The 26,960-nt window shown below is 64.3% G+C and carries 28 protein-coding genes; 16 read left to right on the plus strand and 12 right to left on the minus strand.

All coding sequences use genetic code 11. The features are described 5' to 3' along the window. The first annotated feature begins 31 nt into the window (after positions 1–31). Both EB230_RS09870 and EB230_RS09875 read left to right on the plus strand, forming a co-directional pair. The gene (locus EB230_RS09870) at positions 32–2,761 is read left to right on the plus strand and encodes a sensor histidine kinase KdpD (RefSeq protein WP_056577683.1); all 2,730 of its coding nucleotides are present in this window, start codon (positions 32–34) and stop codon (positions 2,759–2,761) included. After that, positions 2,761–3,450, plus strand: a complete 690-nt coding sequence (locus tag EB230_RS09875) for a response regulator transcription factor (RefSeq protein WP_172372196.1) — start codon at positions 2,761–2,763, stop codon at positions 3,448–3,450. The genes EB230_RS09870 and EB230_RS09875 overlap by 1 nt, the downstream gene beginning before the upstream one ends. A gap of 26 nt (positions 3,451–3,476) precedes the next feature. Here the strand turns inward: EB230_RS09875 and EB230_RS09880 are convergent, their stop codons facing one another. The 6 genes from EB230_RS09880 to EB230_RS09905 all read right to left on the minus strand — a co-directional run bounded on the left by EB230_RS09880 (position 3,477) and on the right by EB230_RS09905 (position 8,301). Beyond that, complete coding sequence (locus EB230_RS09880) at positions 3,477–4,913, minus strand: MFS transporter (protein WP_056577680.1); 1,437 nt, start codon at positions 4,911–4,913, stop codon at positions 3,477–3,479. Between the two features lie 178 nt (positions 4,914–5,091). After that, on the minus strand, positions 5,092–5,577 hold the full coding sequence (locus tag EB230_RS09885; RefSeq protein WP_056577678.1) for a DUF992 domain-containing protein: 486 nt from the start codon (positions 5,575–5,577) through the stop codon (positions 5,092–5,094). A 164-nt stretch (positions 5,578–5,741) separates the two neighbouring features. Next, positions 5,742–6,218: a DUF992 domain-containing protein gene (locus EB230_RS09890; RefSeq protein WP_056577674.1), complete on the minus strand. Its 477-nt coding sequence runs from the start codon at positions 6,216–6,218 to the stop codon at positions 5,742–5,744. A gap of 206 nt (positions 6,219–6,424) precedes the next feature. Further along, positions 6,425–7,279, minus strand: a complete 855-nt coding sequence (locus EB230_RS09895) for a tetratricopeptide repeat protein (RefSeq protein WP_056577672.1) — start codon at positions 7,277–7,279, stop codon at positions 6,425–6,427. A 192-nt stretch (positions 7,280–7,471) separates the two neighbouring features. After that, positions 7,472–7,738: a 30S ribosomal protein S21 gene (gene rpsU / locus EB230_RS09900; RefSeq protein ID WP_027056687.1), complete on the minus strand. Its 267-nt coding sequence runs from the start codon at positions 7,736–7,738 to the stop codon at positions 7,472–7,474. A 176-nt stretch (positions 7,739–7,914) separates the two neighbouring features. Beyond that, complete coding sequence (locus tag EB230_RS09905) at positions 7,915–8,301, minus strand: SET domain-containing protein-lysine N-methyltransferase (protein ID WP_056577942.1); 387 nt, start codon at positions 8,299–8,301, stop codon at positions 7,915–7,917. Between the two features lie 318 nt (positions 8,302–8,619). Here EB230_RS09905 and EB230_RS09910 point away from each other — a divergent pair, with 318 nt between their 5' ends. The 8 genes from EB230_RS09910 to EB230_RS09945 all read left to right on the plus strand — a co-directional run bounded on the left by EB230_RS09910 (position 8,620) and on the right by EB230_RS09945 (position 16,411). After that, the gene (locus EB230_RS09910; RefSeq protein WP_056577670.1) at positions 8,620–9,873 is read left to right on the plus strand and encodes a sarcosine oxidase subunit beta; all 1,254 of its coding nucleotides are present in this window, start codon (positions 8,620–8,622) and stop codon (positions 9,871–9,873) included. Positions 9,874–9,875: 2 nt separating this feature from the next. After that, on the plus strand, positions 9,876–10,298 hold the full coding sequence (locus tag EB230_RS09915; protein ID WP_056577940.1) for a hypothetical protein: 423 nt from the start codon (positions 9,876–9,878) through the stop codon (positions 10,296–10,298). A gap of 11 nt (positions 10,299–10,309) precedes the next feature. Next, positions 10,310–10,606, plus strand: coding sequence for a sarcosine oxidase subunit delta (locus tag EB230_RS09920; protein ID WP_056577668.1), 297 nt, complete (start codon positions 10,310–10,312; stop codon positions 10,604–10,606). Next, entirely contained in the window at positions 10,603–13,611 is a 3,009-nt protein-coding gene (locus tag EB230_RS09925; RefSeq protein WP_056577666.1) for a sarcosine oxidase subunit alpha, read from the plus strand. The genes EB230_RS09920 and EB230_RS09925 overlap by 4 nt, the downstream gene beginning before the upstream one ends. Then, the gene (locus EB230_RS09930; protein WP_056577664.1) at positions 13,604–14,188 is read left to right on the plus strand and encodes a sarcosine oxidase subunit gamma; all 585 of its coding nucleotides are present in this window, start codon (positions 13,604–13,606) and stop codon (positions 14,186–14,188) included. Before EB230_RS09925 ends, EB230_RS09930 begins: the two co-directional genes overlap by 8 nt. 59 nt (positions 14,189–14,247) lie before the next feature. Beyond that, positions 14,248–14,481, plus strand: coding sequence for a hypothetical protein (locus EB230_RS09935; protein ID WP_081295178.1), 234 nt, complete (start codon positions 14,248–14,250; stop codon positions 14,479–14,481). Positions 14,482–14,559: 78 nt separating this feature from the next. Then, positions 14,560–15,345, plus strand: coding sequence for a ThuA domain-containing protein (locus EB230_RS09940; protein ID WP_056577662.1), 786 nt, complete (start codon positions 14,560–14,562; stop codon positions 15,343–15,345). 16 nt (positions 15,346–15,361) lie between these two features. Continuing rightward, positions 15,362–16,411, plus strand: a complete 1,050-nt coding sequence (locus tag EB230_RS09945; protein ID WP_172372199.1) for a Gfo/Idh/MocA family oxidoreductase — start codon at positions 15,362–15,364, stop codon at positions 16,409–16,411. A gap of 131 nt (positions 16,412–16,542) precedes the next feature. Here the strand turns inward: EB230_RS09945 and EB230_RS09950 are convergent, their stop codons facing one another. The 6 genes from EB230_RS09950 to EB230_RS09975 all read right to left on the minus strand — a co-directional run bounded on the left by EB230_RS09950 (position 16,543) and on the right by EB230_RS09975 (position 20,877). Continuing rightward, entirely contained in the window at positions 16,543–16,791 is a 249-nt protein-coding gene (locus EB230_RS09950) for a DUF680 domain-containing protein (protein WP_056577659.1), read from the minus strand. A gap of 188 nt (positions 16,792–16,979) precedes the next feature. Further along, positions 16,980–17,624 carry a TetR/AcrR family transcriptional regulator gene (locus EB230_RS09955; RefSeq protein WP_056577656.1) on the minus strand — a complete coding sequence of 215 codons (645 nt, stop codon included), beginning with the start codon at positions 17,622–17,624 and terminating at the stop codon, positions 16,980–16,982. A 92-nt stretch (positions 17,625–17,716) separates the two neighbouring features. Further along, complete coding sequence (locus tag EB230_RS09960) at positions 17,717–18,493, minus strand: SDR family oxidoreductase (RefSeq protein ID WP_056577938.1); 777 nt, start codon at positions 18,491–18,493, stop codon at positions 17,717–17,719. A gap of 12 nt (positions 18,494–18,505) precedes the next feature. Next, positions 18,506–19,540, minus strand: a complete 1,035-nt coding sequence (locus EB230_RS09965; RefSeq protein ID WP_172372201.1) for a phosphotransferase family protein — start codon at positions 19,538–19,540, stop codon at positions 18,506–18,508. Continuing rightward, the gene (locus tag EB230_RS09970; RefSeq protein ID WP_019861112.1) at positions 19,537–20,022 is read right to left on the minus strand and encodes a MaoC family dehydratase; all 486 of its coding nucleotides are present in this window, start codon (positions 20,020–20,022) and stop codon (positions 19,537–19,539) included. Before EB230_RS09970 ends, EB230_RS09965 begins: the two co-directional genes overlap by 4 nt. A 39-nt stretch (positions 20,023–20,061) precedes the next feature. Continuing rightward, the gene (locus EB230_RS09975) at positions 20,062–20,877 is read right to left on the minus strand and encodes an SDR family oxidoreductase (RefSeq protein WP_056577652.1); all 816 of its coding nucleotides are present in this window, start codon (positions 20,875–20,877) and stop codon (positions 20,062–20,064) included. Between the two features lie 120 nt (positions 20,878–20,997). Between EB230_RS09975 and EB230_RS09980 the strand changes: the two genes are divergently transcribed. The 6 genes from EB230_RS09980 to EB230_RS10005 all read left to right on the plus strand — a co-directional run bounded on the left by EB230_RS09980 (position 20,998) and on the right by EB230_RS10005 (position 26,945). After that, positions 20,998–22,239 carry an acyl-CoA dehydrogenase family protein gene (locus EB230_RS09980; RefSeq protein ID WP_056577651.1) on the plus strand — a complete coding sequence of 414 codons (1,242 nt, stop codon included), beginning with the start codon at positions 20,998–21,000 and terminating at the stop codon, positions 22,237–22,239. Between the two features lie 53 nt (positions 22,240–22,292). Then, positions 22,293–23,330 carry a zinc-binding dehydrogenase gene (locus tag EB230_RS09985; protein ID WP_056577650.1) on the plus strand — a complete coding sequence of 346 codons (1,038 nt, stop codon included), beginning with the start codon at positions 22,293–22,295 and terminating at the stop codon, positions 23,328–23,330. A gap of 220 nt (positions 23,331–23,550) precedes the next feature. Beyond that, entirely contained in the window at positions 23,551–24,747 is a 1,197-nt protein-coding gene (locus EB230_RS09990) for a glycosyltransferase family 87 protein (RefSeq protein ID WP_172372203.1), read from the plus strand. Continuing rightward, entirely contained in the window at positions 24,740–25,726 is a 987-nt protein-coding gene (locus EB230_RS09995; protein ID WP_056577646.1) for a glycosyltransferase family 2 protein, read from the plus strand. The genes EB230_RS09990 and EB230_RS09995 overlap by 8 nt, the downstream gene beginning before the upstream one ends. Then, entirely contained in the window at positions 25,723–26,538 is an 816-nt protein-coding gene (locus EB230_RS10000) for a ChbG/HpnK family deacetylase (RefSeq protein WP_056577643.1), read from the plus strand. Before EB230_RS09995 ends, EB230_RS10000 begins: the two co-directional genes overlap by 4 nt. Beyond that, complete coding sequence (locus EB230_RS10005; RefSeq protein WP_056577641.1) at positions 26,535–26,945, plus strand: GtrA family protein; 411 nt, start codon at positions 26,535–26,537, stop codon at positions 26,943–26,945. The genes EB230_RS10000 and EB230_RS10005 overlap by 4 nt, the downstream gene beginning before the upstream one ends. Positions 26,946–26,960: the final 15 nt, after the last annotated feature.

Raw genomic sequence — 26,960 nt, forward strand, 5'->3', positions numbered from 1 at the left:
CATCCCCGGCGCCATTCATGATCGGTTCTTGATGCCGGAAGAAAGAAGCAGCGAAAACAGACCTTCCCCCGACGCGCTGCTCGAGCATGCCGAGCGGGAGGGGCGCGGCCGTCTGCGGATATTCCTCGGTGCCGCGCCCGGTGTCGGCAAGACCTACGAAATGCTGATGTCGGGCCGCGCCAGGCTGACCGACGGCATCGATGTGGTGATCGGCATCGTCGAGACGCATGGCCGCAGGGAAACCCAGGCCCTGGTCGAGGGGTATGAAGTCATTCCCCGCCGCAAGGTCGACTACAAGGGGCGCATCCTCGAGGAGATGGATATCGACGCCATCCTGGCCCGGCGTCCGGCGCTGGTTCTCGTCGACGAACTCGCCCACACCAATGCTCCGGGCAGCCGTCACCCCAAGCGCTATCTCGACGTCCAGGAGATCCTGGCGCGAGGCATCGACGTGTATACGACGCTCAACATCCAGCATGTCGAAAGCCTGAATGACGTCGTGGCGCAGATCACGCGGGTCAGGGTGCGTGAAACGGTTCCCGATTCCATCATCGACCAGGCCGATGATGTCGAAATCATCGATCTGACGCCCGACGACCTGATCAAGCGGCTGGAGGAGGGCAAGGTCTATTTTCCCAACACCGCGCAGCGCGCCATCGAGAATTATTTCTCGTCAGGCAATCTGACGGCACTGCGGGAACTGGCGCTGCGCCGCACGGCCCAGCGCGTCGACGAGCAATTGCTCAATCACATGCAGTCCCATGCCATCCAGGGCCCCTGGGCCGCGGGCGAGAGGGTGCTCGTCTGCGTCGACGCAAGACCGGGCGGCGCGGCCCGCATTCGCTACGCACGCAGGCTGGCCGACCGGCTTCGCGCGCCATGGACGGCGCTTCATGTCGATACGCCTCGCTCGGCCGGCATGTCCGAGGAAGACAAGGACCGGCTCGCCACGCTCCTGCGCCTTGCCGAGCAACTCGGCGCCGAGGTGACGACCATTCCCGGCCAGAATGTCGCGCAGGATATTGTGCGCCATGCGACGGCGAACAATTTCACCCATATCGTGGTCGGGAGGCCGACGCGGTCGCGTTGGCGCGAGCTGATCGAGGGCTCGCTTACCTATGACCTGATCCGCAATGCCGGCGACATCAGCGTCCACGTCATTTCGGGAACCGAGCGGGATGCCGAGGCTAGTTCGAGAAGCGTCAGGGCGGCCGACGAGCAATGGCAATTCCAGATATGGCCCTATCTCAAGGCTACGGGGTTTGTCGCCGGCTCGCTCGCCTTCGCCGCCCTGCTCGACCAGTTTCTCGACGTTCGCAACCTCGCCATCATCTTCCTCATCGGGGTGCTGACATCGGCGGTGACCGGCGGTCTCTGGCCGGCTCTCTATGCCTGTGTCGCCAGCGCCCTTGCCTTCAACTATTTCTTCCTCGAGCCACGCTATACGCTGACGATCCGGGATCCGGAGAGCATTGTCGCGCTTGGCGTGTTCCTGGTCGTAGCCGTCATCGCCTCCAACCTGACGGCGCGCGTGCAGCGCCAGGCGGTCGCCGCCCGCTCACGGGCGCGGGCGACGGAAGATATCTATCTCTTCTCCAAGAAGCTCGCCGGCGCCGGCACGCTCGACGATGTGCTGTGGGCCACCGCCTTCCAGATCGCCTCGATGCTGAAGCTGCGCGTGGTGCTGCTGCTGCCGGAAGACGGCTCGATCACCGTCAAGGCCGGCTATCCGCCCGACGACACGCTGGCGGAGGCCGACATTGCCGCGGCCCGCTGGGCATGGGAGCACAACCGCGCCGCCGGGCGCGGCGCCGACACGTTGCCCGGCGCCAAGCGCCTCTACCTTCCCTTGCGCACGGGGCGCACCGCGATCGGTGTCGTCGGCCTCGACAATGACAAGCAAGGCCCGCTGCTGACGCCCGAGCAACAGCGCCTGCTCGATGCGCTGGCCGACCAGGCGGCGGTGGCGATCGAACGCATCCAGCTCGTCGCCGATGTCGATCGGGCCAAGCTCGCGGCCGAAGCCGACCGGCTGCGCTCGGCTTTGCTGACCTCGATTTCGCATGATCTGAAAACGCCGCTCTCAGCCATCATGGGAGCGGCCGGCACCCTCAAGGAATTCGCGCCCGATCTGCCCGAGCAGGACCGGGCGGAGCTTCTGTCGACGGTGATCGACGAATCGGAGCGGCTGAATCGCTTCATCGCCAACCTGCTCGACATGACCAAGATCGAATCCGGTGCGATGGAGCCGAATTACGCCCTCCACTATGTCGGCGATATCGTCGGCACGGCGCTCAACCGCGCCCGCAAGATCACCAGTGAACACAAGATCGAGGTCGACATTCCATCCGATCTGCCGATGCTGAAGCTCGATCCCGTGCTGTTCGAACAGGTTCTGTTCAATCTTCTCGACAATGCGTCGAAATATTCGCCGCCCGGCTCGACGATCCGCGTGCAGGGGTGGGCAGACAATGGGTCCGTCATCGTGCAGATCATCGATGAGGGACCGGGCATCCCGGCGCAGGACCTGGAACGCGTCTTCGACACTTTTTATCGGGTGCGCAAGGGTGACCAGGTGCGCGCCGGCACCGGGCTTGGCCTGTCGATCTGCCGTGGCTTCGTCGAATCGATGGGTGGCACGATCTCGGCCGCCAACCGGACCGACCGCCCCGGTGCCGCGTTCACCATCAGGATGCCGGTGCCGGCGGAGGGGCCCGATGCCGACAATCGTGGCGAAGAAGGCAGTATGGATCAGCCGTGATGACCAACTCGAATGTCAGGATACTGGTTGTCGATGACGAGCCGCCGATCCGCAAGCTGCTGCGGGTCGGGCTCGGCAGCCAGAGCTATTCGGTCAGCGAGGCGCCGAACGCCAAGGTGGCGATCGAGCTGATGGAACAGGAAAAGCCGGACCTGGTGCTGCTCGACCTCGGCCTGCCCGGCATGGGCGGGCACGATCTCCTGCGCAAATGGCGTGACGAGGGCGTCGACATTCCCGTCGTCATCCTCTCCAGCCGCACCGATGAGGCCGGTATCGTCAACGCGCTGGAACTCGGCGCCGACGACTATGTCACCAAGCCATTCGGCATGAACGAACTGGTGGCGCGCATCCGCGTGGCGCTGCGGCACAAATTTCAGCAGCAGGGCGAGAAGCCGGTTTTCCAGAGCGGCGACCTCAGCGTCGATCTGGTCAAGCGCATCGTCAAGGTCGAGGGCAAGGAGATAAAGCTCTCGCCGAAGGAATACGACATATTGCGCATCCTGGTGCAGCATGCCGGCAAGGTGCTGACCCATCATTTCATCCTGAAGCAGATCTGGGGGGACTCGACCGATGTCCAATATCTCAGGGTCTATGTCAGGCAGCTCAGGCAGAAGATCGAGAAGACCCCGGACCAGCCACGCTACATCACCACCGAGACCGGCGTTGGCTATCGTTTGCGGGTCGAGTAGGCCGATCTCCTTCGATTGAGCCCGCGTCAGCCAATGGCCTCCAGCGGCCGGTTTGCCGCCGATGAGGCCCGCAAGGCCGCCAGGCAGCCGAGAATGCCAAGCGGGACGAAGGCCAGAAACAGCCAGCTCGCGACATTGGCCGCCGCGTCATGGTTCAGCCCTTGCGAAAAGCCGCTGGCATTGGCGACGATGCCGGCGAGAGCCGCGCCCACGGCATAGCCGATGCGCTGCATGGTCGGCACGGCGGCCGAGGCGATGGTCTGTTCGTCGTCCGGGGCGGAGGCGACTATGACGCGGGTCAGGAACGGCCAGGCGATGCCGAAGCCGCCGCCTTGCAGCAGGGCGCAGACCAGGATCAGCGGGATCGAGCCCAGCGGTATCGTGTAGGCGAAGCCGGCGATGCCCGCCGCGATCATCAATGCGCCGCAGACAATGATCAGCCGCTCGCGCTGTGGCGGGGCGTTGGCGACAAGGATCGACAGGATCGACCAGGCGATCGATTCAGCGGCGATGATGTAGCCGGTGGTCAGCAGCGGAATGTCATGCAGGCTGGTCAAGAGCAGCGGTCCGTAGACGCCGAAGGAACAGGTCGCGATGGAAAAGGCCGCGACCATGGTCATGCCCGCGCCCACCGGCGTCCGCCACGAGAACAGCCGCGCCGGAAAAAGCCGCGAGCGCGGCTTCAGCGCGTCGACGTAGAAGAACAGCGCCAGGCCGGCCAGGCCCAGCACGATCAGCAGCGAGGAGCGCAGCAGCGCGATATCGACGCCGGCCGAGGCGATCAGCACCACGGCGACGGCAAGACAGCCAAGCGCGGCGAACGGGAAGGGAGGAGCCTTGCCCGCTCCTGCGATGGGTCGCTTCGCTTCCGGGGTGTTCAACACGAGGAAGCTGGCCAGAGCCATGGCCGTGCCGCCGAACGTGAAGACGCCGAAGGCCCAGCGCCACGACAAAAGCTCGGTCATGATCGCGCCCAGCAACGGGCCGCTGAAGGCGGCGACGCCCCAGATCGCCGACATGATGCCGAAAAGCTGGGGCCAGATGGCGCGTGAAAACAGCCGCTCGACCGAGACGAAGGCCAGCGACACCAGCGCGCCGCCGCCCAGCCCTTCAATCAGGCGGCCGGCGAGGAACAATTGCATGGAAGGCGACGTGGCGCAGATCAGCGCGCCGGCCGCGTAGAGCAGGGCCGCCACCACCATGTTGGTGCGCAGCGCCACATAGCTCACCAGCCGTCCGGCGGCGGCGCCGGCGACGATGGCGCCAAGTTCGTAGATCGCCAGCGACCAGCCGACGAGCTGCACGCCGGCGAGTTCGCCGACCATGGCCGGCATGACGGTGGCCACCATCGTTTCATTGGTGGCATGCAGCAGGATGCCAAGGCTGATGAAGCAGAAGCGCGCCAGATCGCCGCTCGCCCACAATGCACGCCAGTCGACCCTGTTTGTGCTGATTTCAGTCATATCCACCCTATGCTTTGCATATCTCGATCACGGCGTACGGCACCAGAAGCCAGCAAGGCTTTCCGGCAGGACCATGCGCGGCCGTGGTCCCGGATGACGTGCCTATCGAGGTGCCGGTCCGGTCGGGGTGGCTTGTAGGACCTCAACCGCGGTTGAGGACAAGCGGTTTTTCAAGAGGTCAATTCTCGGTGCTGCGCAGCTGGAACTGGCTGACGCCGATGGCGAGATTGACGCCGGTCTGGGTCTGCAGGCTGAGTGGCTGGAGCGTGAAAGCCTGCGAAGAGCCGCCGACCAGAAGATTGGCGCCGGCTCCGACGGCCGCCGTGACTTCCGCGCTGGCGCCAATATAGTCGCCAGCCAGCGCACCGGGCGCGTAGATGTTCTTCAGCGGCGTCAGCACCAGCCATTGCATCACCGCCTGGCTTGTCGTGCCGATGTCGAGGCCGTATTTGTTGACGGCGCCGAAATAGGCTTCCGGCGCGAAGGTCCTGTCGGTCGGGGTGAAGGTGCAGCTGAGGTCCTTGGACGAACCGAAGATGAAGCCGGTGCCGCCTGATATGGCGCATTCAAGGGTGCCGAGTTCGATGCCGCGGTCCTGCGCCTGCGCCGGTGCCACGCCAAGCACGAATGCAATCACGGCAGCGGCGATGGCTGTCTTCGGCATGGCGTTCCCCGAGCGGTTCGGAACCGCTCTATCTTTTTTGACGCGATTCCAGACGGAAAACCGTTTCACACTTTTCCTGGAATTGCTCGAAAAATCAAACGGCGCGGAACCATCCTGTATGGTTCCGCGCCGCAAGGTAGAGAGGAGCGCTTGGCTCCTTGCGATCACTTGAGCGAGTGGATCAGCTGAAGCGAGGTCACAGCCACGGCGAGATTGACGCCGGTCTGAGCCTGGACGCTGAGCGGCTCGAGCATGAAGGCGCTGTCGAAGCCGCCAACGAGCAGGTTCGCGCCGCCGCCGGTGACGACGCTCGCCTCGGCGTTGACGCCGTAGTAGCTGCCGGCAAGGTCGCCGGCATCACGGTCGCGGGTCGCGGCGAAGACCGCCCAGATCAGCTGGCCTTGATGCGTCTGGCCGAGATCGACGCCAAGCTTGGAGATGACGCCGGTGTAAATCTCCGACGGCCCGTGGTGGTAGGGGCGGAAGACGCAGGACACGCCCTTGTTGGAGCCGACGACGAAGGATGTGCCGCCGTCGATGGTGCAGTCGAGCGTGCCGAGCTGCAGCTTGCCGGCGCTGGCCGGGGCAGCGGCGAACACCGTCGCGGCGAGGGCAGCGGCACAGGCGAGTTTCTTGATCATGGGAGCGTCCTTTCGCAATTGCCATTGAATAACGGCTTCAATGGCCAGACCGTTCCGTCGAAAACTTGGCGCGAACAAGGCAAGCGCCGACGGCTTGTCGCGGGGGTTAACGCCGGGTTGCCGCATTGGCGACGATATTCAGCGCGGCGTGTCCTTTTGGACACGCAAACAGCCGCAATGGTTAGCCGGATCTGCCGAAGCCGATGTCAGCTGGCGCCGACGCCGACACGCGACAGACCATCCTTGGCCGGCTGATAGGTGGGGTCGAGGCGCACGGCCTCGCGATAGGATTTCGCCGCCTTGGCCTTGTCGCCGCGCCGCTCGTAGATCAGCGCCTGATTGGCCCAGGCCTCGGCGTTCTTGCTGTCGAGCTTGATGGCCATGTTGAAGTCGGAGAAGGCATTATCCTCGTCGCCCGTCGCCAGGTAGGAGAGACCACGGCCGTTGTAGGGCTCTGCCGCATCCGGCGCCAGCGAGATGGCGGTCGAGAAGTCCTCGATGGCGAATTTGTGCTGGCCCTGGCTCTGATAGATCAGGCCGCGATTGTGGTAGGCGCGGGCATCGGTCGTGTCGAGCTGGATCGCCTTCTGGAAATCGTTGAAGGCATCCTGGGTCCGGCCCGCCTTGCGGTAGAGATTGCCGCGGCCGATATAGGCGGCATCATAATTGCCGTTGATCTGGATCGATTTGTTGTAGTCGTCGAGCGCGGCCGCCTGATTGCCGAGGAAGCGCTGGATAAGCGCCCGGTTCGAGTAGGCCTGGTAGAAATTCGGGTTGAGCTGGATGGCCTGGTTGAAGTCCTTGAGCGCCGCCTGGTACTGGCCGCCGCGGCCATAGGCCGAACCGCGCACATTGTAGCCTTCGGGATCCTGGGGATTGCGCTGGATCACCGCCGACAGCGAGGAGATGTTCTCGCTCGATCCTTGCGCCTTGTCGATGTTGTTGAACTCGCCGGTCGGGCCCGATGTCTGGCAGCCGGCAAGCACCAATCCGGAAAGCAGGGCCGCTGTCAGGGCGAAACCACGCAATGCGGTCCCGCGCTCCACGCTCGTTGCGTTCATGTCTGCCCTGTCCTCACTTGCGCCGTCGTTCAGGTCCGGTTCCCCCCTCCGGGCCGGGTCACAATGTCATAAACTGTCAGAGCGTGATTTGTGCGCCCGGATGGGCGCGAGTCGCTCTAAACAAAAAGGTGGCGGCGATTCCGCATCGCGCCACCTTGGTATCCTTCGAAAAGGACGAAATATTGGCGATGATCAGCGCGGCGGACGCGCTGCACCAGCAGCACCACCGGCAGGAACGGGACGCGGCGTCATCGGCAGCAGGCCTTCGCGCTGAGCGCGCTTGCGGGCCAGCTTGCGAGCGCGGCGGACGGCCTCTGCCTTTTCGCGGGCGCGCTTCTCGGAAGGCTTCTCGTAGTGACCGCGCATCTTCATTTCGCGGAAAATGCCTTCGCGCTGCATCTTCTTCTTGAGCGCGCGAAGCGCCTGATCAACGTTATTGTCGCGGACGAGTACCTGCACGGGCAATCCTGTCTTTCGGGTTTGATATCAACAGGCAAGTGGCCATAGCCACTAGCCTCCGCGGCGGTCGACACCACGAATTGTGGCGGCTGATAGCAGAATCAGGCCGCTCTGTCCACAGTCGAAATGAAGGACGTTTGCCAAATTGCCACGGTAGCGCCGAGATAGGGCGCCGACTACGCCGTGGCCAGGTGCAGTCGCTCGAAATCCTCGAAGAATTCGCCGTAGTCGCAGGTGATCTCCTCGCCGGCGGCGATGTCGCGCGTCGCGGTCGCTCCGCCATACTGCGAAAAGTCGGTGTTCGGCGTCGCCGAATGGTTCATGAAGCGGCCATTGTCGACCTCATAGACCATGAAACCCGGCCGATCAGGGCTCGGATAGGCGTAACGGTCGAGCAACTCCTTGAGAGGCGGGGGTGCGGCCTCGTATTTGTCCATCGGGATCAGCCGGTCGAAATCCGGGTCGAGCCGCCAGATCGAGGCGCCTTTCCGGATCGGTTCGGCGGCGAACATGCCAACGCCCTCGATTGCGCTCGCGGCGACATAGGTTCGGATCAGCATCATGGTTTCGGGACCCGTTTCGACAGGAAACGGAATCGCCAAATCGCGTGGAAAAAGCAAGACCGGCGAGCTGCGTCACTTGGACGAACAGGCCTGTTGGCGGCAAAAACCCTTCACGTCCGGTTGATCGACGGAGGCCGCCGAACCGGCCAATGTCTTGACGTCTCGCATGGGTCTTTTTCGTCGTGGCGCAAAACGGCAAGCGCCGTCGCAAACAGCGCAAGGGTGGAAGCGCTGTTTCGCTAGTGATACACCTCGCGCGCCGGGCCTGACAAAAGCCCGGCTGCAATCCGCGAGATCTGTTGGCGCGAGGCTGGGACGTTGAAAAAATATTCGGTATTCGCCATCGCCCGTGAGGCCATGCGCGGCCACAAGGGCTGGGAGGAGCAATGGTCCTCGCCCGAGCCCAAGAAGGAATACGACGTCATCATCGTCGGCGCCGGCGGCCACGGCCTGGCCACCGCCTATTACCTCGCCACGGTGCACGGCATCACCAATGTCGCTGTGCTGGAAAAGGGCTGGCTGGGCGGCGGCAACACCGGCCGTAACACCACCATCATCCGCTCCAACTATCTCTATGACGAGAGCGCCGGCATTTACGACCACGCGCTGAAGCTGTGGGACGGGCTCAGCCAGGAGCTCAACTACAACGTCATGTATTCGGCGCGCGGCGTCATGATGCTGGCGCATAATGTGCACGACATCCAGGTGCTGAAGCGCCATGTCCATGCCAACCGGCTGAACGGCATCGACAATGAGTGGCTGACACCGGAGCAGGCGAAGGAATTCTGCCCGCCGCTCAACATCTCGAAGGACGCACGCTACCCGGTCGTCGGGGCTGCCTTGCAGCGCCGCGGCGGCACGGCGCGCCACGACGCTGTTGCCTGGGGCTATGCGCGCGGCGCCTCGGCGCGCGGCGTCCATATCATCCAGAATTGCGAGGTCACCGGCGTCAAGCGCGCGCCGAACGGCGCGGTCATGGGGGTCGACACGACACGCGGCTTCATCGGCGCCAAGAAGGTCGGCGTCGTCGCCGCGGGCCATTCCTCGGTCATCATGAACATGGCCGGCGTGCGCATGCCGCTGGAAAGCTATCCGCTGCAGGCGCTGGTGTCGGAGCCGATCAAGCCGATCGTGCCCTGCGTGGTGATGTCCAACACGGTGCACGCCTATATCTCGCAGTCCGACAAGGGCGAACTGGTGATCGGCGCCGGCACCGACCAGTACGTCTCCTATTCGCAGACCGGCGGCCTGCACATATTGCAGCATACGCTCGACGCCATCTGCGAGATGTTCCCGATCTTCACGCGCATGAAGATGCTACGCTCCTGGGGCGGGATCGTCGACGTGACGCCCGACCGCTCGCCGATCCTGGCCAAGACGCCGGTGCCCGGTCTCTATGTCAATTGCGGCTGGGGCACGGGCGGCTTCAAGGCCACACCTGGCTCGGGCCATGTCTTTGCCCACACCATCGCCAAGGACGATCCGCATCCGATCAACGCGCCCTTCACCATCGAACGCTTCCGCACCGGCCGCCTGATCGACGAGGCGGCCGCGGCGGCGGTGGCGCACTGATGATGATGGCCGAAATGGCTGTAGCGATGCCGCTGATGCTGGCGGGGGAACAGGGCATGTTCCATTTGCCGTCGGCGGAAGAGGTGCGGCTGCAGCCGATCACGCGCGCGGGCAACGAGGCGGGATGGCCGTTTTCGGTTGATGAGGGAACGCTTGCCTGTGTGTGGAGCGCCGGCCAGAAAGTTGTGATGTTCTTTGAAAGCCGGCCGAAGGGCCTGGATGAAGACGAAGATTTCAAACCGCGTGGCGTCATCGTCACGACCGACCCCGTGCAACTGACGCTCGGCAACATGGCCAACCGCGCTTTGTTCCGCGCCTCCTCTGATGTCGAGGAGCGGCTGCGGCTCGTCGCGCCGTTCGTGACCATGGGCCAGAAGCTTTGCGACCAACCCCCCGGCGCCCGCGTCGGCCACGGCGAATTGTAGGAACGAACAGAATGCTTCTCATCCGCTGCCCCTATTGCGAGGAAGAGCGTCCGGAACTCGAATTCCGCAACGCCGGCGAGGCGCATATAGCGCGCTCGGCCAACATTGCCGGCGAGAGCGACGACGACTTCGAGAAATTCTTCTTCATCCGCTCGAACCCCAAGGGCATCATCTATGAGCGGTGGCGGCACATGCATGGCTGCGCGCGCTTCTTCAATGCCGTGCGCGACACCGTCACCGACAAGTTCGTCATAACCTACAAGGCCGGCGAACCCAAACCCGCCAAGCTGCCGGGAGTTGCCAAATGAGCGGCGCGTTCCGCATTCCGGGCGCCGGTCGCCTCAGCCAGGCCAAGACCGCGCGGTTCAGCTTCGACGGCCAGTCCCATACCGGCATCGAGGGCGACACGCTGGCATCCGCGTTGCTTGCCAATGGCGTGCATCTGGTCGGCCGCTCGTTCAAGTATCACCGCCCGCGCGGCTTCCTGTCGGCCGGCGCGGAAGAGCCCAACGCACTGGTGCAGATCGTGCGGGACGATGCGCGCAAGACGCCGAATGTGCGCGCCACCGTGCAGGAGCTCTATGACGGGCTCGCCGCCAACTCGCAGAACCGCTGGCCGTCGCTGTCCTTCGACGTCGGCGCGGTCAACGACCTGGCGTCGCCGATGTTTTCGGCCGGCTTCTACTACAAAACCTTCATGTGGCCGAAGGCAGCCTGGAAGAGCCTTTACGAGCCCAAGATCCGCGAAGCCGCCGGCCTTGGTGTTTCTCCGGACAAGTCTGATCCCGACCATTATTCTTCGCGCTACGCGCATTGCGACGTGCTGGTGCTGGGCGGTGGTGCCGCCGGCATCGCGGCGGCTTTGGCCGCGGCCGAAACCGGCGTGCGCGTCATCCTCGCCGACGAGCAGGCCGAGTTCGGCGGCAGCCTGCGTTTCGAGACCGGCGCGAAGATCGACGGACAGAACGGTTTTACCTGGGCTCAAGCGGCGGTGGCGAAGCTCGCCGCCATGGACAATGTCCGCGTGCTCTCGCGCACGACGGCCTTTGGCTACTACGCGCAGAATTTCGTTGGCCTGGTCGAGCGCGTCAGCGATCATTTGAAAGCCCCCGGCCATGACCTGCCGCGCGAGCGGCTGTGGCAGATCCGTGCCAGGCGCGTCGTGCTGGCCTCCGGCGCCATCGAACGCCACATGGTGTTCGCGAACAATGACCGGCCGGGCATCATGCTGGCGGGCGCGGCGCGCACCTTCCTCAACCACTATGGCGTCGCGGTCGGCAGGAATGTCGGCGTCTACACCGCCAATGATTCAGCCTATGCGGCGGCGATCGACCTCAAGAAGGCCGGCGTCAACGTCGCGGCGATCGTCGATCTGCGCGACAATCCGACCGGGCCGGTGATCGACGAGGCGCGGGCGCTTGGCATCGAGATCAATTTCGGCCGCGCCGTGATCCGCGCCGGCGGCAAATTGCGGGTGTCGTCGATGACGGTGCAGCCGAAGAATGGCGGCGGCGAGCGCACCATTCCCGTCGACGCGATTCTGATGTCGGCCGGCTGGACACCCTCGGTGCATCTGTTCTCGCAGTCGCGCGGCAAGGTTGCTTTCAACGACGAGACCAAGCGCTTCGTGCCCGGCATCTATGCGCAGGATTGCGTCTCGGTCGGCGCCTGCAATGGCACCGACGGCCTCTCGGCGACGGTTGACGAAGCCTATGCGGCTGGCACCAAGGCGGCCAAGGATGCCAATGCCAGGAATTATGGAGCGAAGACCGCCAAGGGGACCAAGCCGAAGGTCGACACCTCGGAAAGCTGGTCGCGCGGCATGCTGGGTGCGGCACCCGGCGCCGGGCCGGACACGACGGTAAAGGCCTTCGTCGATTTCCAGAACGACGTCACCGCCAAGGACATACGCCAGGCGGTGCATGAAGGCATGCGCTCGATCGAGCACGTCAAGCGCTTCACCACCAACGGCATGGCCACCGACCAGGGCAAAACCTCCAACATGCACGGGCTGGCGATTGCCGCCGAGACGCTGGGCAAGCCGATCCCCGAAGTCGGCCTGACGACCTTCCGCGCGCCCTATACGCCGGTGACCTTCGGCGCGATCGTCAGCCATGCGCGTGGTCCGCTGTTCGATCCGACACGCAGGACGGCGACGCATCCGTGGGCCGAAGCGCAGGGCGCCGTGTTCGAGGATGTCGGCCAGTGGAAGCGCGCCTGGTATTTTCCCAAGGCGGGCGAAGACATGCATGCGGCGGTCGACCGCGAATGCGTCGCGGTCCGCACGACAGCGGGCCTGTTCGACGCCTCGACGCTCGGCAAGATCGAAGTGGTCGGGCCGGACGCGGCCAAATTCATGGAGCTGCTCTACACCAATCCGTGGGAGAAGCTGGAGCCCGGCCGTTGCCGCTATGGCATCATGCTGCGCGAGGACGGCTTCATCTATGATGACGGTGTCGTCGGCAGGTTGGCGCCGGACCGCTTCCATGTGACGACGACGACGGGCGGGGCGCCGCGCGTCATGAACCACATGGAGGACTATCTCCAGACCGAGTTCCCGCATCTGAATGTCTGGCTGACCTCGATCACCGAACAGTGGGCGGTCATCGCGGTGCAAGGACCCAAGTCGCGCGACATCATCGCGCCGCTGGTCGAAGGCATCGACATGTCGGATGAGGCGCTGCCGCATATGTCGGTGCGCGAAGGCAGGATCTGCGGTGTGCCGACAAGGCTGTTCCGCATGTCGTTCACCGGTGAGCGCGGCTTCGAGGTCAACGTGCCGGCCGATTATGGCCAGGCCGTCTGGGAGGCGCTGTGGGCCGAGGGCCAGAAGCATGGCGCCACCGCCTACGGGACCGAGGCGATGCACGTTCTGCGCGCCGAAAAGGGCTACATCATCGTCGGCCAGGATACGGACGGCACTGTGACGCCGAACGATGCTGGTCTTGACTGGGCGGTCGGCAAGAAAAAGACCGATTTCGTCGGCATCCGCGGCATGGCGCGGCCGGATCTGGTCGCCAAGGGACGCAAGCAGCTGGTCGGCCTGAAAACCAAGGATCCCAAGGTGGTGCTGGAGGAAGGCGCACAGATCGTCGAGGATCCCAAGCAGGCGATCCCGATGAAGATGATCGGTCATGTCACCTCCAGCTACTGGTCGCAGAATTGCGGCCGCTCGATCGCGCTGGCGCTGGTCGCCGGCGGCCGTGATCGCATGGGCGACACGCTCTATGTGCCGATGCCGAACGGGGTGATCGAAGTGGAGGTTACCGGCATGGTGTTCTTCGACGAGACGGGAGGCCGCCTCAATGGCTAAGGCTGCTGCAAAGAAGACGGCTGAGGCCGCATCGCCTTCGGTGGACCGCCGCCCGGCATTGGCCGGTCGCGCCACATCGGCGACCGGCGTGAAGGTTGAAGTGCTGCCGCCGGCAGAGCGCATCTCGCTGCGTGCGCCGGAAGCTTCATTGGCGGCGCTTTCGAAGGCGCTTGGCCTGACCTTGCCGAAGAAGCCGAAGACCTCGGTGTCGAAGGCGGGCCGCACCGCTCTGTGGCTCGGCCCCGACGAATGGCTTGTCATCGACGAGGCAGGCAAGGATCCGCTAGCCGATTGCGCAGGGGTTGCCGCGCTGCATTCGGCGGTCGGCATCTCGCACCGCAACGTCGCGATCTCCGTCGCCGGCCCGGCCGCCGAAGCCGCGATCAACTCAGGCTGCCCGCAGGATCTGTCGCTCGAAGCCTTCCCGGTCGGGGCGGCGTCGCGCACCATCCTGGGCAAGGCCGAGATCGTGCTGTTGCGCACCGCCGATGACGCCTTCCGGGTCGAGTGCTGGCGTTCCTTCTCGGACTATGTCTTTACTTTCCTCTCCGAGGGAGCCCGCGACGCGGCTGGCTGATCCGGAACGTTTTGCCGCCCGCGTCCGTTGTGCGGCGACAGCTCGAGGGAGAAACGCCGATGCCGTCGAAGTCCGCGCCGAAGTCGCCGCAGCCCAAAGCCAAGACCGCGGCGGTCCGCTCGCTCGAACATGAGCGGCGTGAGGCCGACGCCGAAGAGGAACTCGAGGAAGGCCTGGAGGATACTTTTCCGGCCAGCGATCCGGTGTCGATCACCAGCTCGGCTATCCCCGGCGCGCCCGCCAAGCCCGGCAAGGCCAAGACCGTGCCTGGCCGGAAAACCCGCAAGCCCTGATTTCCCGTAATTTTGGTCGCGAGGCATCTTCCCAAGGCCTCTGTGGATGCGATATTCAAAGCGCTTTGGAGAGGGAAAATGCCGATAAAAGCTGTTGTCTGGGGCGAGAACGTCCATGAGCAGACCAATGCCGCCGTGCGCGACCTCTATCCACTGGCCATGCATGGCACGATTGCCGCGGCGCTCAACCAGGACCAGGGCATCGAGGCGACCACCGCAACTCTGCAGGAACCTGAACACGGTTTGAGCGAGAAGCGCCTCGCCGCCACCGATGTGCTTCTGTGGTGGGGGCATGCCGCGCATGGCGAGGTCAAGGACGAGATCGTCGAGCGGGTGCAGAAGCGGGTCTGGGAAGGGATGGGGCTGATCGTGCTGCATTCCGGCCACTACTCGAAGATCTTCAAGCGCCTGATGGGCACGCCCTGTTCGCTGAAATGGCGCGAGGCCGGCGAACGCGAGCGCGTTTGGGCGATCAACCGCGGCCACCCGATCGCGCAAGGCATCGGCGAATGCCTTGAGATCGGCGAAACGGAAATGTATGGCGAGCCGTTCGCGGTGCCGGAGCCGCTGGAGACGGTGTTCATCTCCTGGTACGAGGGTGGCGAGGTGTTCCGGTCCGGGCTGACCTACCAGCGCGGCGCGGGCCGCATTTTCTATTTCTCGCCCGGCCACGAGACCTATCCGATCTATCACAATGAGGGCGTGCAGCAGGTGCTGCGCAACGCCGTGCACTGGGCACACAATCCGGCGCCCGCATGGTCGGGCATCACCAATGCGCCCAACGTGCCGACGGACAAGGCCAAGGAGAAGATCGTGCAGAAGGGCCTGCGCCTGCATGCCGATGGCGACAAGGGGCTTAGTTGATTAGAGGTCTGGGCTGATGCATCGACTTCTCCTGCTCGGCACCGGCGGTATTGCCGGGCATCATGTCGAGGAATTCGCAACGTTACCCGGCTGCATCATCGTCGCTTGTGTCGATCAGGTGCCGGGCCGCGCGGCTGCATTCGCTGCTGCAAACAATATCGGCGACTTTTTCGAGAGCCTGGAGGCGGCGATCGCCTGGGGCGCGTTCGACGCCGCCATCAACGCGACGCCGGACGGCGTGCACAAGGCAACGACGCTGGCGCTGCTGGCCGCCGGCAAGCACGTCTTCTGCGAAAAGCCGTTGGCGCCAAACCATGCCGACGCGCTGGCGATGACGGAAGCGGCCGAGGCGGCCGGCGTCGTCAACATGGTCAACCTGACGTACCGCAATTCGCCGGCGATCCAGGAAGCGCGGCGCATGGTGCAGGCCGGGAAGATCGGCGAGTTGCGCCACGTCGAGGCGAGCTACCGGCAGAGCTGGCTGGTCAGTAAATCCTGGGGCGATTGGCGGGTCGAGGACAAATGGCTGTGGCGCCTGTCGAGCCGGCACGGTTCGACCGGCGTGCTGGGCGATGTCGGCATCCACATCCTCGACTTCGCCACCTATGGCGCCGCCCAGGATATCCTCAGTCTGCATGCCGATCTGGTGACGTTTCCGAAGGCCGAGGGCGACCAGATCGGCGACTACGTGCTCGACGCCAATGACAGCGTGGCGATGACGGCGCGGCTGACGTCCGGCGCACTCGCCACGATCGTGGCGAGCCGCTACACGACCGGACATGCCAATGATCTGTCGCTGGCGCTGCATGGCACCAAGGGGGCCATCAAGGTCGAGACCGACGGTAAAATATCGAGCCTGTCGGCGTGCCTTGGCGCGGATGTCGACCAGCAGCGTTGGCGCACGCTGGCGCCGCCTGACGTCAAGCGCAACGCGCGGCGCTTCGCCGATGCGCTGGATAGCCGGCAGAACGGCGATCCGTCCTTCCGGCGCGCCGCCGACATGCAGAGGCTGATCGATGCCGCCTTCGAGAGTTCAGCCGCCAAGCTGCCGATTACAACAGGCTGACATGGCCTCCCGACCGGCTTGTGCCGGCCAGGCGCGCTTCGGCGTAACTCTCTGTTTGGACGCAATTCCCAAGGGCAAGCGCTACGCGCTTGTCCCGGGAAAACCGCTGCACACTTTTCCTGGAATTGCTCTTAGAACGTGCTGGGCACGATCCAGGGATTGATGCTGATGCCGAGGCGCGGGCCCTTGTCTTCGGCCTTGTTTTCCGTGGCGGCCTTCTTCTCGACCGAGCCGGTCGATGCGCAATCGAGCTTCACATTGGTCCTGGTGTCGATGCAGGTCGTGGCCGGCAGGTGCTTGACCGGCTGGGGGGCACCGGCGGCGAAGGCGGAGCCGGAAAGGGCCAGCACTGCGGCGAGGGTGAGGAGCGTCTTTTTCATCGTCAGTCTCCGATTTCGACGGTTGAATTTTTTTCCGTACATGTACGCTATTTCGTACAAATACGCCCGCCGATCGCGAAGTTCAAGTCAAGATCGTACGTGTACAATAAATCTTTTGTTAACCAAGAATCTACCCTCGGTTGGTTCGAAAGGGTGGCGAGGAAGCATGGAAAGGAAGGAGATGTCGTTCAGCAGTTGACCGGTGTGTCGGTCAGTGGCGGCACGTTCTGCGTGCTGAGTGCGGCCAGTTGGAAATCGCACATGCGTTTCACGAAAGCATGCGGGTCGCCGAAGGGATAGAAGGGAAAGGTGATCAGCAGCGAGATCGTGCCGTGGCCGACCGCCCACAGCATGGTGGCAATGGCGCGTGGATCGCCTTGCAATTTTCCGGCGGCGACGCAGGCTTCGACCCGCGTGATCAGCACCTTCATCGCCGGGTTGGCCTCGTGCATTTCTTCAAAACTCCGACCTTCCGGCGGCCTGGTCTTTTCGGTCATGAAGACGGTGCGGTATTCATTGGGGTTGCCGAGCCCGAAGGCTGCATACTCGGTCATCACCGCCTGCAAAGCCTCGATCGGATCGTCGGACGGATGCTCCTCGATGCGGCGGGCAAGGGTCTCGAATGCATCCTCTGCCAGCGCGAACAGGATGTCCTGCTTGTCGGCGAAGTAGGAATAGACCGACATCGGCGCATAGCCGACCCGCTTGGCCAGCTTGCGGATGGTCAGGCCCTCATAGCCTTCTTCCTGGACAAGCTTGTGCGCGGCCTCGACCAGTTCAGAGCGCAGCTCGGCCTTTTGTTTTTCGCGGCGTGTCTGGACGCTCGGCGGCAAGATCCCGTGCCTTCCTTGGGTTGGTGCGTGGCTAAATTATATACGCTGTACGGAAACGGACAAGGGCGTCACAGGTTCCCACACGGCAGGCTTCAGATGGCACCGACACCGCCGTCGACGGCCAGTGCATGGCCGGTCATGAACGAGTTGGCCGGGTCGGCGGCGAACAGGATGGCGGTGATGATTTCGTCGACCTCGGCCACGCGCCTCATCGGTACGCCCCGTGTCAGCTCGGCCAGGGCCTCCGCCTCCGGTGCGCCGGAGATGCGCACGAAGCCGTCCACCATCGCCGTCCTTGTATGCGCCGGGCAGACGGCGTTGATGCGCAAGCCCTTGCTGGCATATTCGATCGCTGCCGAGCGGGTCAGGCCGACGACGCCATGCTTGGCGGCGGCGTAGATCGAGAGTTTCGGTGCGCCGGACAGGCCGGCGGCCGAGGCGATGTTGACGATGGCGCCACCCTTGGCCGTGGACCTGAACTGTCGTTCCATCTGAGGGATCTGGTGCTTCATGGCGTAGAAGACGCCAAGCAGGTCGATCTCCAGCACGCGGCGGGCTTCGTCCGATGGCACCTGTGGCAGGCGCACGAAACTCTGGACGATGCCGGCATTGTTGACGGCGACATCGAGCCGGCCGAATTTCCCGACCGCCAGCCCGACCAGATCCTCGGACAGTTTCTCGTCCGCGATGTCGCCGGCAAGCGTCGCCGTTTCGGCCTGCAGCGTCGCGGCGAGATCGGCGAGCGCCCTTTCGTCGATGTCCGACAGCACCAGCCGCGCTCCCTCGGCGGCGAAGCCTTTCGCGGCACCACGACCGAGCCCGCCGGTGGCACCCGTGATCAGCACCGTTGCTCCGTCAAAGCGGCCCATCATGGCTCCCCATCATCTCTGCTCGTCGATCAGTTCCGCCGCGAGACGCGAAAGCAGCTTCACCGCCTCGCCATAGGTCCTGGCCTTTTCGGGGTTGGAGGCAGTGCCATCCAGCGCGCGCCTGTAGACACCCTGGCAGATCGCCGCCAACCGGAAGAAGGAGAAAGCGAGGAAAAAGGTCCAGTTGCCGATGCCATCCAGCCCGCGCCGGCGGCAATAAGCGGCGACGTAGGCCTCTTCGGAGGGTAACCCGAGCGCGGCGCGGTCGATACCGCCCAGGCCGCGAAAGCCGGAAGCATGCGGCAGACGCCATTGCATGCATTGATAGGCTATGTCGGCGAAGGGGTGGCCTGATGTCGACAGTTCCCAGTCGAGCACCGCCAGTACCCTTGGCTGGTCCGGCGCGAAGATCAGATTGTCCAGCCGGTAGTCGCCATGCACAAGAGAGACACGGCCGTCATCCGCGGGCATGTGCGTTTCCAGCCAGGCGATCAGCTGGTCCATGTCGGCGATGGTGCCGGTTTCCGAGGCGCGATACTGGCCGGTCCAGCGTGCCAGCTGCCGTTCGAAATAATTGCCCGGCCGGCCGAAATCGGCGAGACCCACGGCCTCGACCTCGACATCGTGCAGGGCGGCGAGCGTGGAGTTCATGGCGTCGTAGATCGCGGCGCGCTCGTCATTGTCGCGCGCCTCGGGCAGGGCCGGATCCCAGAGGATGCGGCCGTCGAGGAAATCCATGACGTAGAACATGCGGCCGATCGGCGAGTCCTCCGCCGACAGATGCAGCATTTGGGGCACCGGCACGGCGGTGCCGGCCAGCGCCTCCATCACGCGGAATTCGCGGTCGACCTGATGCGCCGATTTCAGCAATTGTCCGGGCGGCTTGGCACGCAGCACGTAGCGGCCGCTGGCCGCCGTCAGGAGATAGGTCGGGTTGGACTGGCCGGATTTGAACTTCTCGATTGACGCGAGCCCGTAAAAGCCCGGGATTTCCGCCTCGAGATAAGGCGCAAGCGCTGTCTGGTCGAGCGCGTTGGCGTCGCTCATGCGGTCTCGGGCTGGCGTTCGATCAGGGTCAGCGTCAGCCAGCGGGCTGTCAGCGCCGGCTTCTTCGAGCCCTCGATCTCGATCGTCACGTCGTGCGCCGTCTGCACCCAACCCGAGGGCCTCACCTTGACGTCGGCCAGCACGAAACGGGTGCGGATGCGCGCGCCGGTCTTCACCGGGGCCAGGAAGCGCAGCGAATCGAAGCCATGGTTGACGCCCATCTTGCCGTTTTCCAGCGGCGGCATGGTCTCGAACGTCATCGCTGAAAGCAGCGACAGCGACAGGAAGCCATGCGCGATGGTGCCGCCGAACGGCGTCTCGCGCTTGGCCCGCTCGGGGTCGCAGTGGATGAACTGGTGGTCGTCGGTGGCGTCCGCGAACTGGTCGATCATGCGTTGCGTGACCACCCGCCACGGTGAGACGCCGACTTCCTTGCCGACACTGGCCAGAAGCACATCGAGACTGATTGGTTCCACGCTCATGTCCTCCAGTTCACCTCCGGCTTCTGCGGCCGGAAAATGTCATTCCTTGAACAAGGTCAATCCATGCTGCACCGACTGCCCGCCGTCGATCGGCAGGATGGCGCCGGTGACATAGCTGCCTGCACGGCTGCACAAATAGAGCGTTGCGCCGGCAATGTCATCCGGTGCGCCGATACGGCCGATCGGAACGTGGCTGCCGACATGCCTGGCCTGCTCATCCGTGCCGGTGGCAAAAGCCGTCATGCGGCTCTGGAAGGGGCCGGGGGCAAAGGCATTGACGGTGATGCGGCGGGCGGCGAACTCAAGCGCGAGCGTACGCGTCAGGTGATGCACCGCGGCCTTGGACGCCGTGTAGGAATAGGCATCGTCGGCCAGCGGCTGCGTGCCCATCACGGAACCCAGATTGATCACCCGGGCCGGATCGCCATCGCTGGCGGCGGCTTCGAGCAGCGGCAGCAATTCGCGCGTCAGATGGAAGACCGCGGTGACATTGACGCCGAAAACCTTCGCCCATGCCGAATAAGGGAAATTTTCCAGCGGCGCTCCCCAGGAAACGCCGGCATTGTTGATCAGAATATCGAGTTTTCCGGTCCGCGCCTTGACCTCGGCGACGAGTGCGGCGATGCCAGCCTCACTCGAGACGTCGCCGGCAAAGCCCTCGGCCCGGCCTGGCGCGCCAAGCCCGTTCAGTTCGGCGGCGACCTTGATGCAATCCTCGCCCTTGCGCGAAGCGATCATCACGCCGGCGCCGGCTCTCACCAACGCCGTTGCCGCCATGCGGCCGATGCCGGTTGCCGCTCCCGTTACCAGCGCTGTCTTGCCGGCCACGGAAAACAGCTCGTCGAGATAGGCCATTCCAATCCTCCACGCTTCGCCTCGTCGTCGGGCAAAGAGTTCGCGTTGACAAGGCTATCCGAAGTACGGTCATCCTTGCCACGGGTAAAATGCCCGGCCTGCATGAAGGGTTAGCGACCGATGACGGAGATGAATCTCGGCATGACCGAGCGGCTGAAGCCGATCCACGCCCGCGTCGCGGCCATGGTGCGCGACGAGATCATGCCGCTCGACAAGGAATTCCTGGGCGAAGTGGGCAAGGCAGGCGACCGCTGGGTCTACAGCGCGCGCCAAAGCGAGATCCTCGAAGGGCTGAAGAAGACCGCAAGGGAGCGCGGCCTGTGGAACTTCTGGCTGACCGGCTCGGATCGCGGCTACGGCCTTTCCACTGTCGAATACGCCTATCTGGCCGAGGAGATGGGCAAGGCGCATTTGGGCGCCGAGACCTTCAACTGCTCGGCGCCCGACACCGGCAACATGGAAGTGCTGGAACGCTACGGTTCGGCCGACCACAAGAAAACGTGGCTGGAACCGTTGCTCGAGGGCAAGATCCGCTCGGCCTATCTGATGACCGAACCTGACGTGGCATCATCCGACGCCACCAACATTTCGATGCGTTGCGAGCGGCAGGGCGACGACTACGTCCTCAACGGCGAAAAATGGTGGGCGTCGGGCGCCGGCGACCCACGCTGCGCCATCTATATCGTCATGGTGCGGACCGGTGGCGACGAGGAACCGCGGCACCGCCGCCATTCGATGATCCTGGTGCCTTCGGACACAAAGGGCGTGACCAAGGTTCGCGCCATGCAGGTTTATGGCGACGATGACGCGCCGCATGGCCACATGCACCTTCGCTTCGACAATGTCCGGGTCCCGGCCTCGAACCTCGTTCTTGGCGAGGGCAGGGGGTTCGAGATCGCGCAAGGACGGCTCGGCCCCGGCCGTATCCATCACTGCATGCGCGCCATCGGCCAGGCCGAAATGGCACTGGAGATGCTGTGCCAGCGTTCGGTGCGACGCGAGGCCTTCGGCCAGCCCCTGGCGAAACTCGGCGCCAATTTCGATATCATCGCCGAATGCCGCATGGACATCGAGATGGCCCGGCTGCTCTGCCTCAAGGCGGCGTGGATGATCGACCAGGGCGATGCGCGCGCGGCCGCCCCCTGGATCAGCCAGATCAAGGTTATCGCGCCGCGCGTCGCGCTGAGGATCACCGACGAAGCGGTGCAGATGTTCGGCGCGCAAGGCATCAGCCAGGATACGCCGCTGGCGCGCTCATGGACGCATCTGCGCACGCTGCGTCTCGCCGACGGGCCCGACGCCGTGCATCGCCGCCAGGTGGCGCGGACTGAGCTGAGGAAATACACGCAGGAGAAGATTTGAGCAGCTCGGCCCGCCGCATTCGCGGATTTCGCTGACAACCAAGGAGTGTGACAATGACCATTCCCTCCGAAATGAAGGCGCTGCTCCTGGTCGGTGACGGCTACACCAGGACGCCGAGCGGCAGCGTGCTCGAGGCGATGGAGCCCTATCTCGAACGGGGTAGCATCGCGGTGCCGGCGCCTGGACCGAGCCAGGTGCTGATCAAGGTCAGCCTGGCCTCGATCAATCCCTCCGACGTCGCCTTCATCAAGGGCCAGTACGGCCAGCCGCGCGTCAAGGGCCGTCCGGCTGGCTTCGAGGGGGTCGGCACCATCGTTGCCGGTGGCGACGAACCTTATCCGAAAAACCTCGTCGGCAAGCGCGTCGCCTTCGCCACCGGCCTCAGCAACTGGGGCTCGTGGGCGGAATACGCCGTCGCCGAGGCAGCGGCCTGCATTCCGCTGCTCGACACGGTGCGCGACGAGGACGGCGCGGCGATGATCGTCAATCCGCTCACCGCGATCGCCATGTTCGACATCGTCAAACAGGAGGGCGAAAAGGCCTTCGTCATGACCGCCGGCGCCAGCCAGCTCTGCAAGCTGATCATCGGCCTCGCCAAGGAGGAAGGCTTCCGCCCTGTCGTCACCGTGCGGCGCGACGAGCAGATCGCGCTGTTGAAGGAGATCGGCGCTACCCATGTGCTCAACGAGAAGGCGCCGGATTTCGAGGCCACGCTGCGCGAGGTGATGAAAGCCGAACAGCCGCGCATCTTCCTCGATGCTGTCACCGGGCCGCTGGCTTCCGCCATCTTCAATGCCATGCCGAAACGGGCGCGCTGGATCATCTATGGCCGGCTCGACACGGACGCCACGGTCATCCGCGAGCCCGGCCAGTTGATCTTCCAGCACAAGCATATCGAAGGCTTTTGGCTGAGCGAATGGATGCGGCAATTCAAGGAGCGGCGCGCTCCCGCGATCCTGGAAGCGCAGAAGCGTTTTTCCGACGGACGCTGGTCGACCGACGTCACGGCCGTCGTGCCGCTCGCCGAGGCAATCGCGCGGGTGCCGGCGGAGCTCGCCAAGCCCAATGGCAAGGTGTTCATTCGGCCTTGATGCCGTTCGAAGGAGTGCGGGAGCGCGAAATAGAAGGCTTTCCGAACACCTTTCCCAGCGAGGTCGTTGCAATGCCTGACCATCCGCGACGTCCCGCGAAGTTGATGGCCGCGTCTTTCAGCCCCCTATGCCGTGCTCCTTTGTCCGTGATATGCCGCCGCCATCGAATACCGGGACAGTGCCCGACTGAGCCTGTCCCGGATGTTGTTGGGGTGTCTTGATGACGATGTCCAAGCCGGTTTTCGACCGTTTGGGACTTGGCCTGTGGATCGGAGCGTTCCTGGTCGTTCTTGTCCTGGTCTTGTGGTCGCCCCATACGCGGACGGTCTGGCAAGCCTATATAGACGGCAGCGAGGCGCTGCTGGCCCGCCGGCCGCTCTACAATATCCAGTCCGAGATGGGATATCTCTATGCGCCGGCCTTTGCCGCGCTCTATGTTCCGATGGTCAAGCTCGGCCCGCATCTGGGCGGCCTGGTATGGCATACTATCGGTTTCGCGGCGCTGACCTTTGCCGCGATGCGGCAGGTGCGCAAACTCGGCGGCGGGGAATTGCCATGGCTGCTTTCCTTCGGGCTGTTCCTTGCCCTGCCGATGGCGTTGGGTGCGATCCGTAACGGCCAGGCGACTATCCTTTTGACCGGTGCCTGCTGGCTTCTCACTTTGTCGGCGCTCGAAGGACGGCGCGCCGACACCTTTTTCTGGGCTTCGCTTGCCATCATAGCCAAGCCGACCGCGGTCATCATGCTGTTGCTGGTGGGAGCCCTGCGTTTCCGGCTGATACCGGTGCTCGTGCTGGCGGTGCTGTTCGTGCTCGCCTTACCCTACGCTTTCGCGCCCGCCGGCTATCTCAACGACCAATATCGTGATTTCGCCGGGATGCTGACCTCGATGGCGGTCGACAACACCAGCCATTTTGTCCCCACTGACTTCACGGCGCCGTTCACCAAAATGGGGCTGCCCATCCCGGAATCCGGCGCCACGATCGTGCGCATCGTCATGGCCCTGTTTACGCTTTCAGCCGTCATCTGGTTTGACCGCAAGCTCGAACGCGGAACGGCCGGCCTCGCCATCTTCCTGACGGCTACGTTCTACATGTGCGTCTTCAACCCGCGCGTCGAGCCCAACACCTATGCCATGATCGCCGTGCCAGCCGGTCTCGCTATTGCCCTGTTGTGGCGCGAGGAACGAGGCGGCATGTTGGCCTCGGTGCTGTCCGTGATGCTGCTCCTGACAGGCTTGACGGGCGTCGAGCGCCATATCCAGGATTTCACGTACCCCTGGTTCCGGCCGATCGCGGTCACCCTTATCGCCGGTTCGCTGATCTGGTGGTTTTGGGCGAGATCCGGCAACAAGAGGGCGCGAGACATGATGACGCGAGACAAGATGATGAATGAGAGGCCTGTCGCAAATGGCTGAGTCGCGGCCTGTTCTCGATATCGTGGCGCCGTTCTTGAACGAGGCGCAATCGGCATCGGCTTTTGCCGCATTGCTCGACAAGCTTGAAGCCGCGGTGGCGCAGCTTTTCGGCATGGACGTCCACAAGATCCTGGTCGATGACGGCAGTCGCGACGATGGCGCCGAGCGGTTTTCGCGGGCGCTGTCGGGTTCCTGGGAGATCGTGCGGCTCAGCCGCAATTTCGGCAAGGAGGTCGCGGTGCTCGCCGGCCTCGACCGGTCGCGCGGCGACATGGCGCTGGTCATGGATGCCGACCTCCAGCATTCGATGGACACCAGCCTGAAGATGATCGCCGAGCTGGTGGAGAACCCCGATATCGATGTCGTCTACGCGCAGAACGACCGCCGGGAGGCGAGCTGGCGGCGCAGCCAGCTGGCGCGGCTTTTCTACAGCCTGATCAACAGCAGCCAGCGTTTCGACATTCCCGAGAATGCGGGAGATTTTCGCGTCATGCGTGGTGCCGTGGTGCGCGCGCTGACGAGCCTGCGCGACAAGCGGCGCTTCAACAAGGGCCTGTTCGCCTGGGCCGGCTTCCGCCAGAAAGCCATACAATATTCGCCCGAGAGCCGTGCCACCGGGACGTCGAAATGGAGCCGGCTCAACCTGATCGCCTTCTCGCTGGAAGGGTTTACCTCCTTTTCCGTCATTCCGTTGCGCATCATCAGCCTGAGCGGGATGCTGGCGGCATTGGCGGGCCTCGTCTACGGAGCCAAGGTCTTCTTCGAGGTGATGTTCTACGGCATCGCCGTTCCCGGCTATCCCAGCCTTATGGTCGCCGTCGTCCTGCTCGGCGGCCTCAACCTCACCTTGCTTGGCCTGATCGGCGAATATGTCTGGGTCACGCTCTCGGAAAGCAAGGACCGGCCGGTCTATATCGTGCGCGATGTCATGCGCGGCGAGATGGCCCCTGACAGGCCGCCGGGCGCTTCCGGAACATGACGCGGCGCATCCGCCTGATCGCCGACGATTACGGCCTGGCACCCGGCGTCTGCACCGGGATTCTCGACCTGCTCGATCGCGGACGCCTGACCGGCACCAGCTGCATGACCGGCTTTCCGGAATGGCCTGACGCGGCGGCGCGTATCAAGCCGCTGTGCGGCCGCGCGGCGGTCGGTCTGCACCTGACCCTCACCGACCAGCCGGCCATCACCGGCCGGTCGAGCCTGGCGCCGGACGGCCGGCTGCCGCCGCTGCGTTCGCTGGCATTGCCGGTCCTGCGCGGCCGCGTCGACGCGCGGGACGTCCATGCCGAGCTCGACGCGCAGTACAACCGCTTCGTCGAGGCGTTGGGCCGCCAGCCTGACTTCATCGACGGGCACCAGCACGTGCATTTCCTGCCGGCCGTGCGCACATGGCTGCGGGCGCGGTTTTCCGAAGGCGGCAGGCCGGCGCTGCGTGGTGCCCCGGCAATTGGCGGGGCCGCGGTGGCGCCTAAAGTCGCGGCAATCGCTGCCTTGGCCGCCGGCTTCAACCGGTCGATGGCGCGCGCCGGCTTCATCGTTTTCGAGCCGCTCGCGGGCATCTACGACTGGCGGCAACCCGAAAGATTTGCTCCGGTTCTGCAAGCCTCGGTCGAAGCACTGCCGCAACGGGGCCTGTTCATGTGCCATCCCGGCCATGTCGACGAGACGCTGCGGGCACGCGACCCGATGCAAGGCGTGCGCGAGGTGGAATTCTCGGTCTTGGCCTCGGACGCGTTCGGCGCGAGCCTGGCCCGCGCCGGTGTCGAGATCATGGGCGGCAAGGGATGAGCGGCGCGGACCAGCCCCGCCGTTCGACCGGCAGCAAGATCGTGCGCTTTGCCATTGTCGGGCTGGCGAACACGGCCATCGACCTTGCCGGCTTTTTCCTCCTGCTCAAGCTGCATGTCTCGCCGCTGCCGGCCAATGTCGTCTCGTGGTCCATCGCCGTCGTCTTCTCTTTCGTGGCCAATGGCTTCTGGTCGTTCGAGCGCAACCACGCTATCCGGCTGCATGACGCTTTCCTGCGTTTCGTCTCGCTTGGGGCGCTGATTTCGCTCGGCGTTTCCAGCCTGTCGATCGCACTCTTCGCTGGCATCGCCGGCGTGTGGCCGGCCAAGATCGGCGGTGTCATCGTGGCGGCAGTGCTGAATTTCCTCGCCGCGCGCTGGTCGATCGAGGGCCGGCTGCTGAAATAGCGGTACGGTCTTCCC

The organism is Mesorhizobium sp. NZP2234, assembly GCF_013170765.1.
In the GTDB taxonomy this organism is placed as follows: domain Bacteria; phylum Pseudomonadota; class Alphaproteobacteria; order Rhizobiales; family Rhizobiaceae; genus Mesorhizobium; species Mesorhizobium loti_D.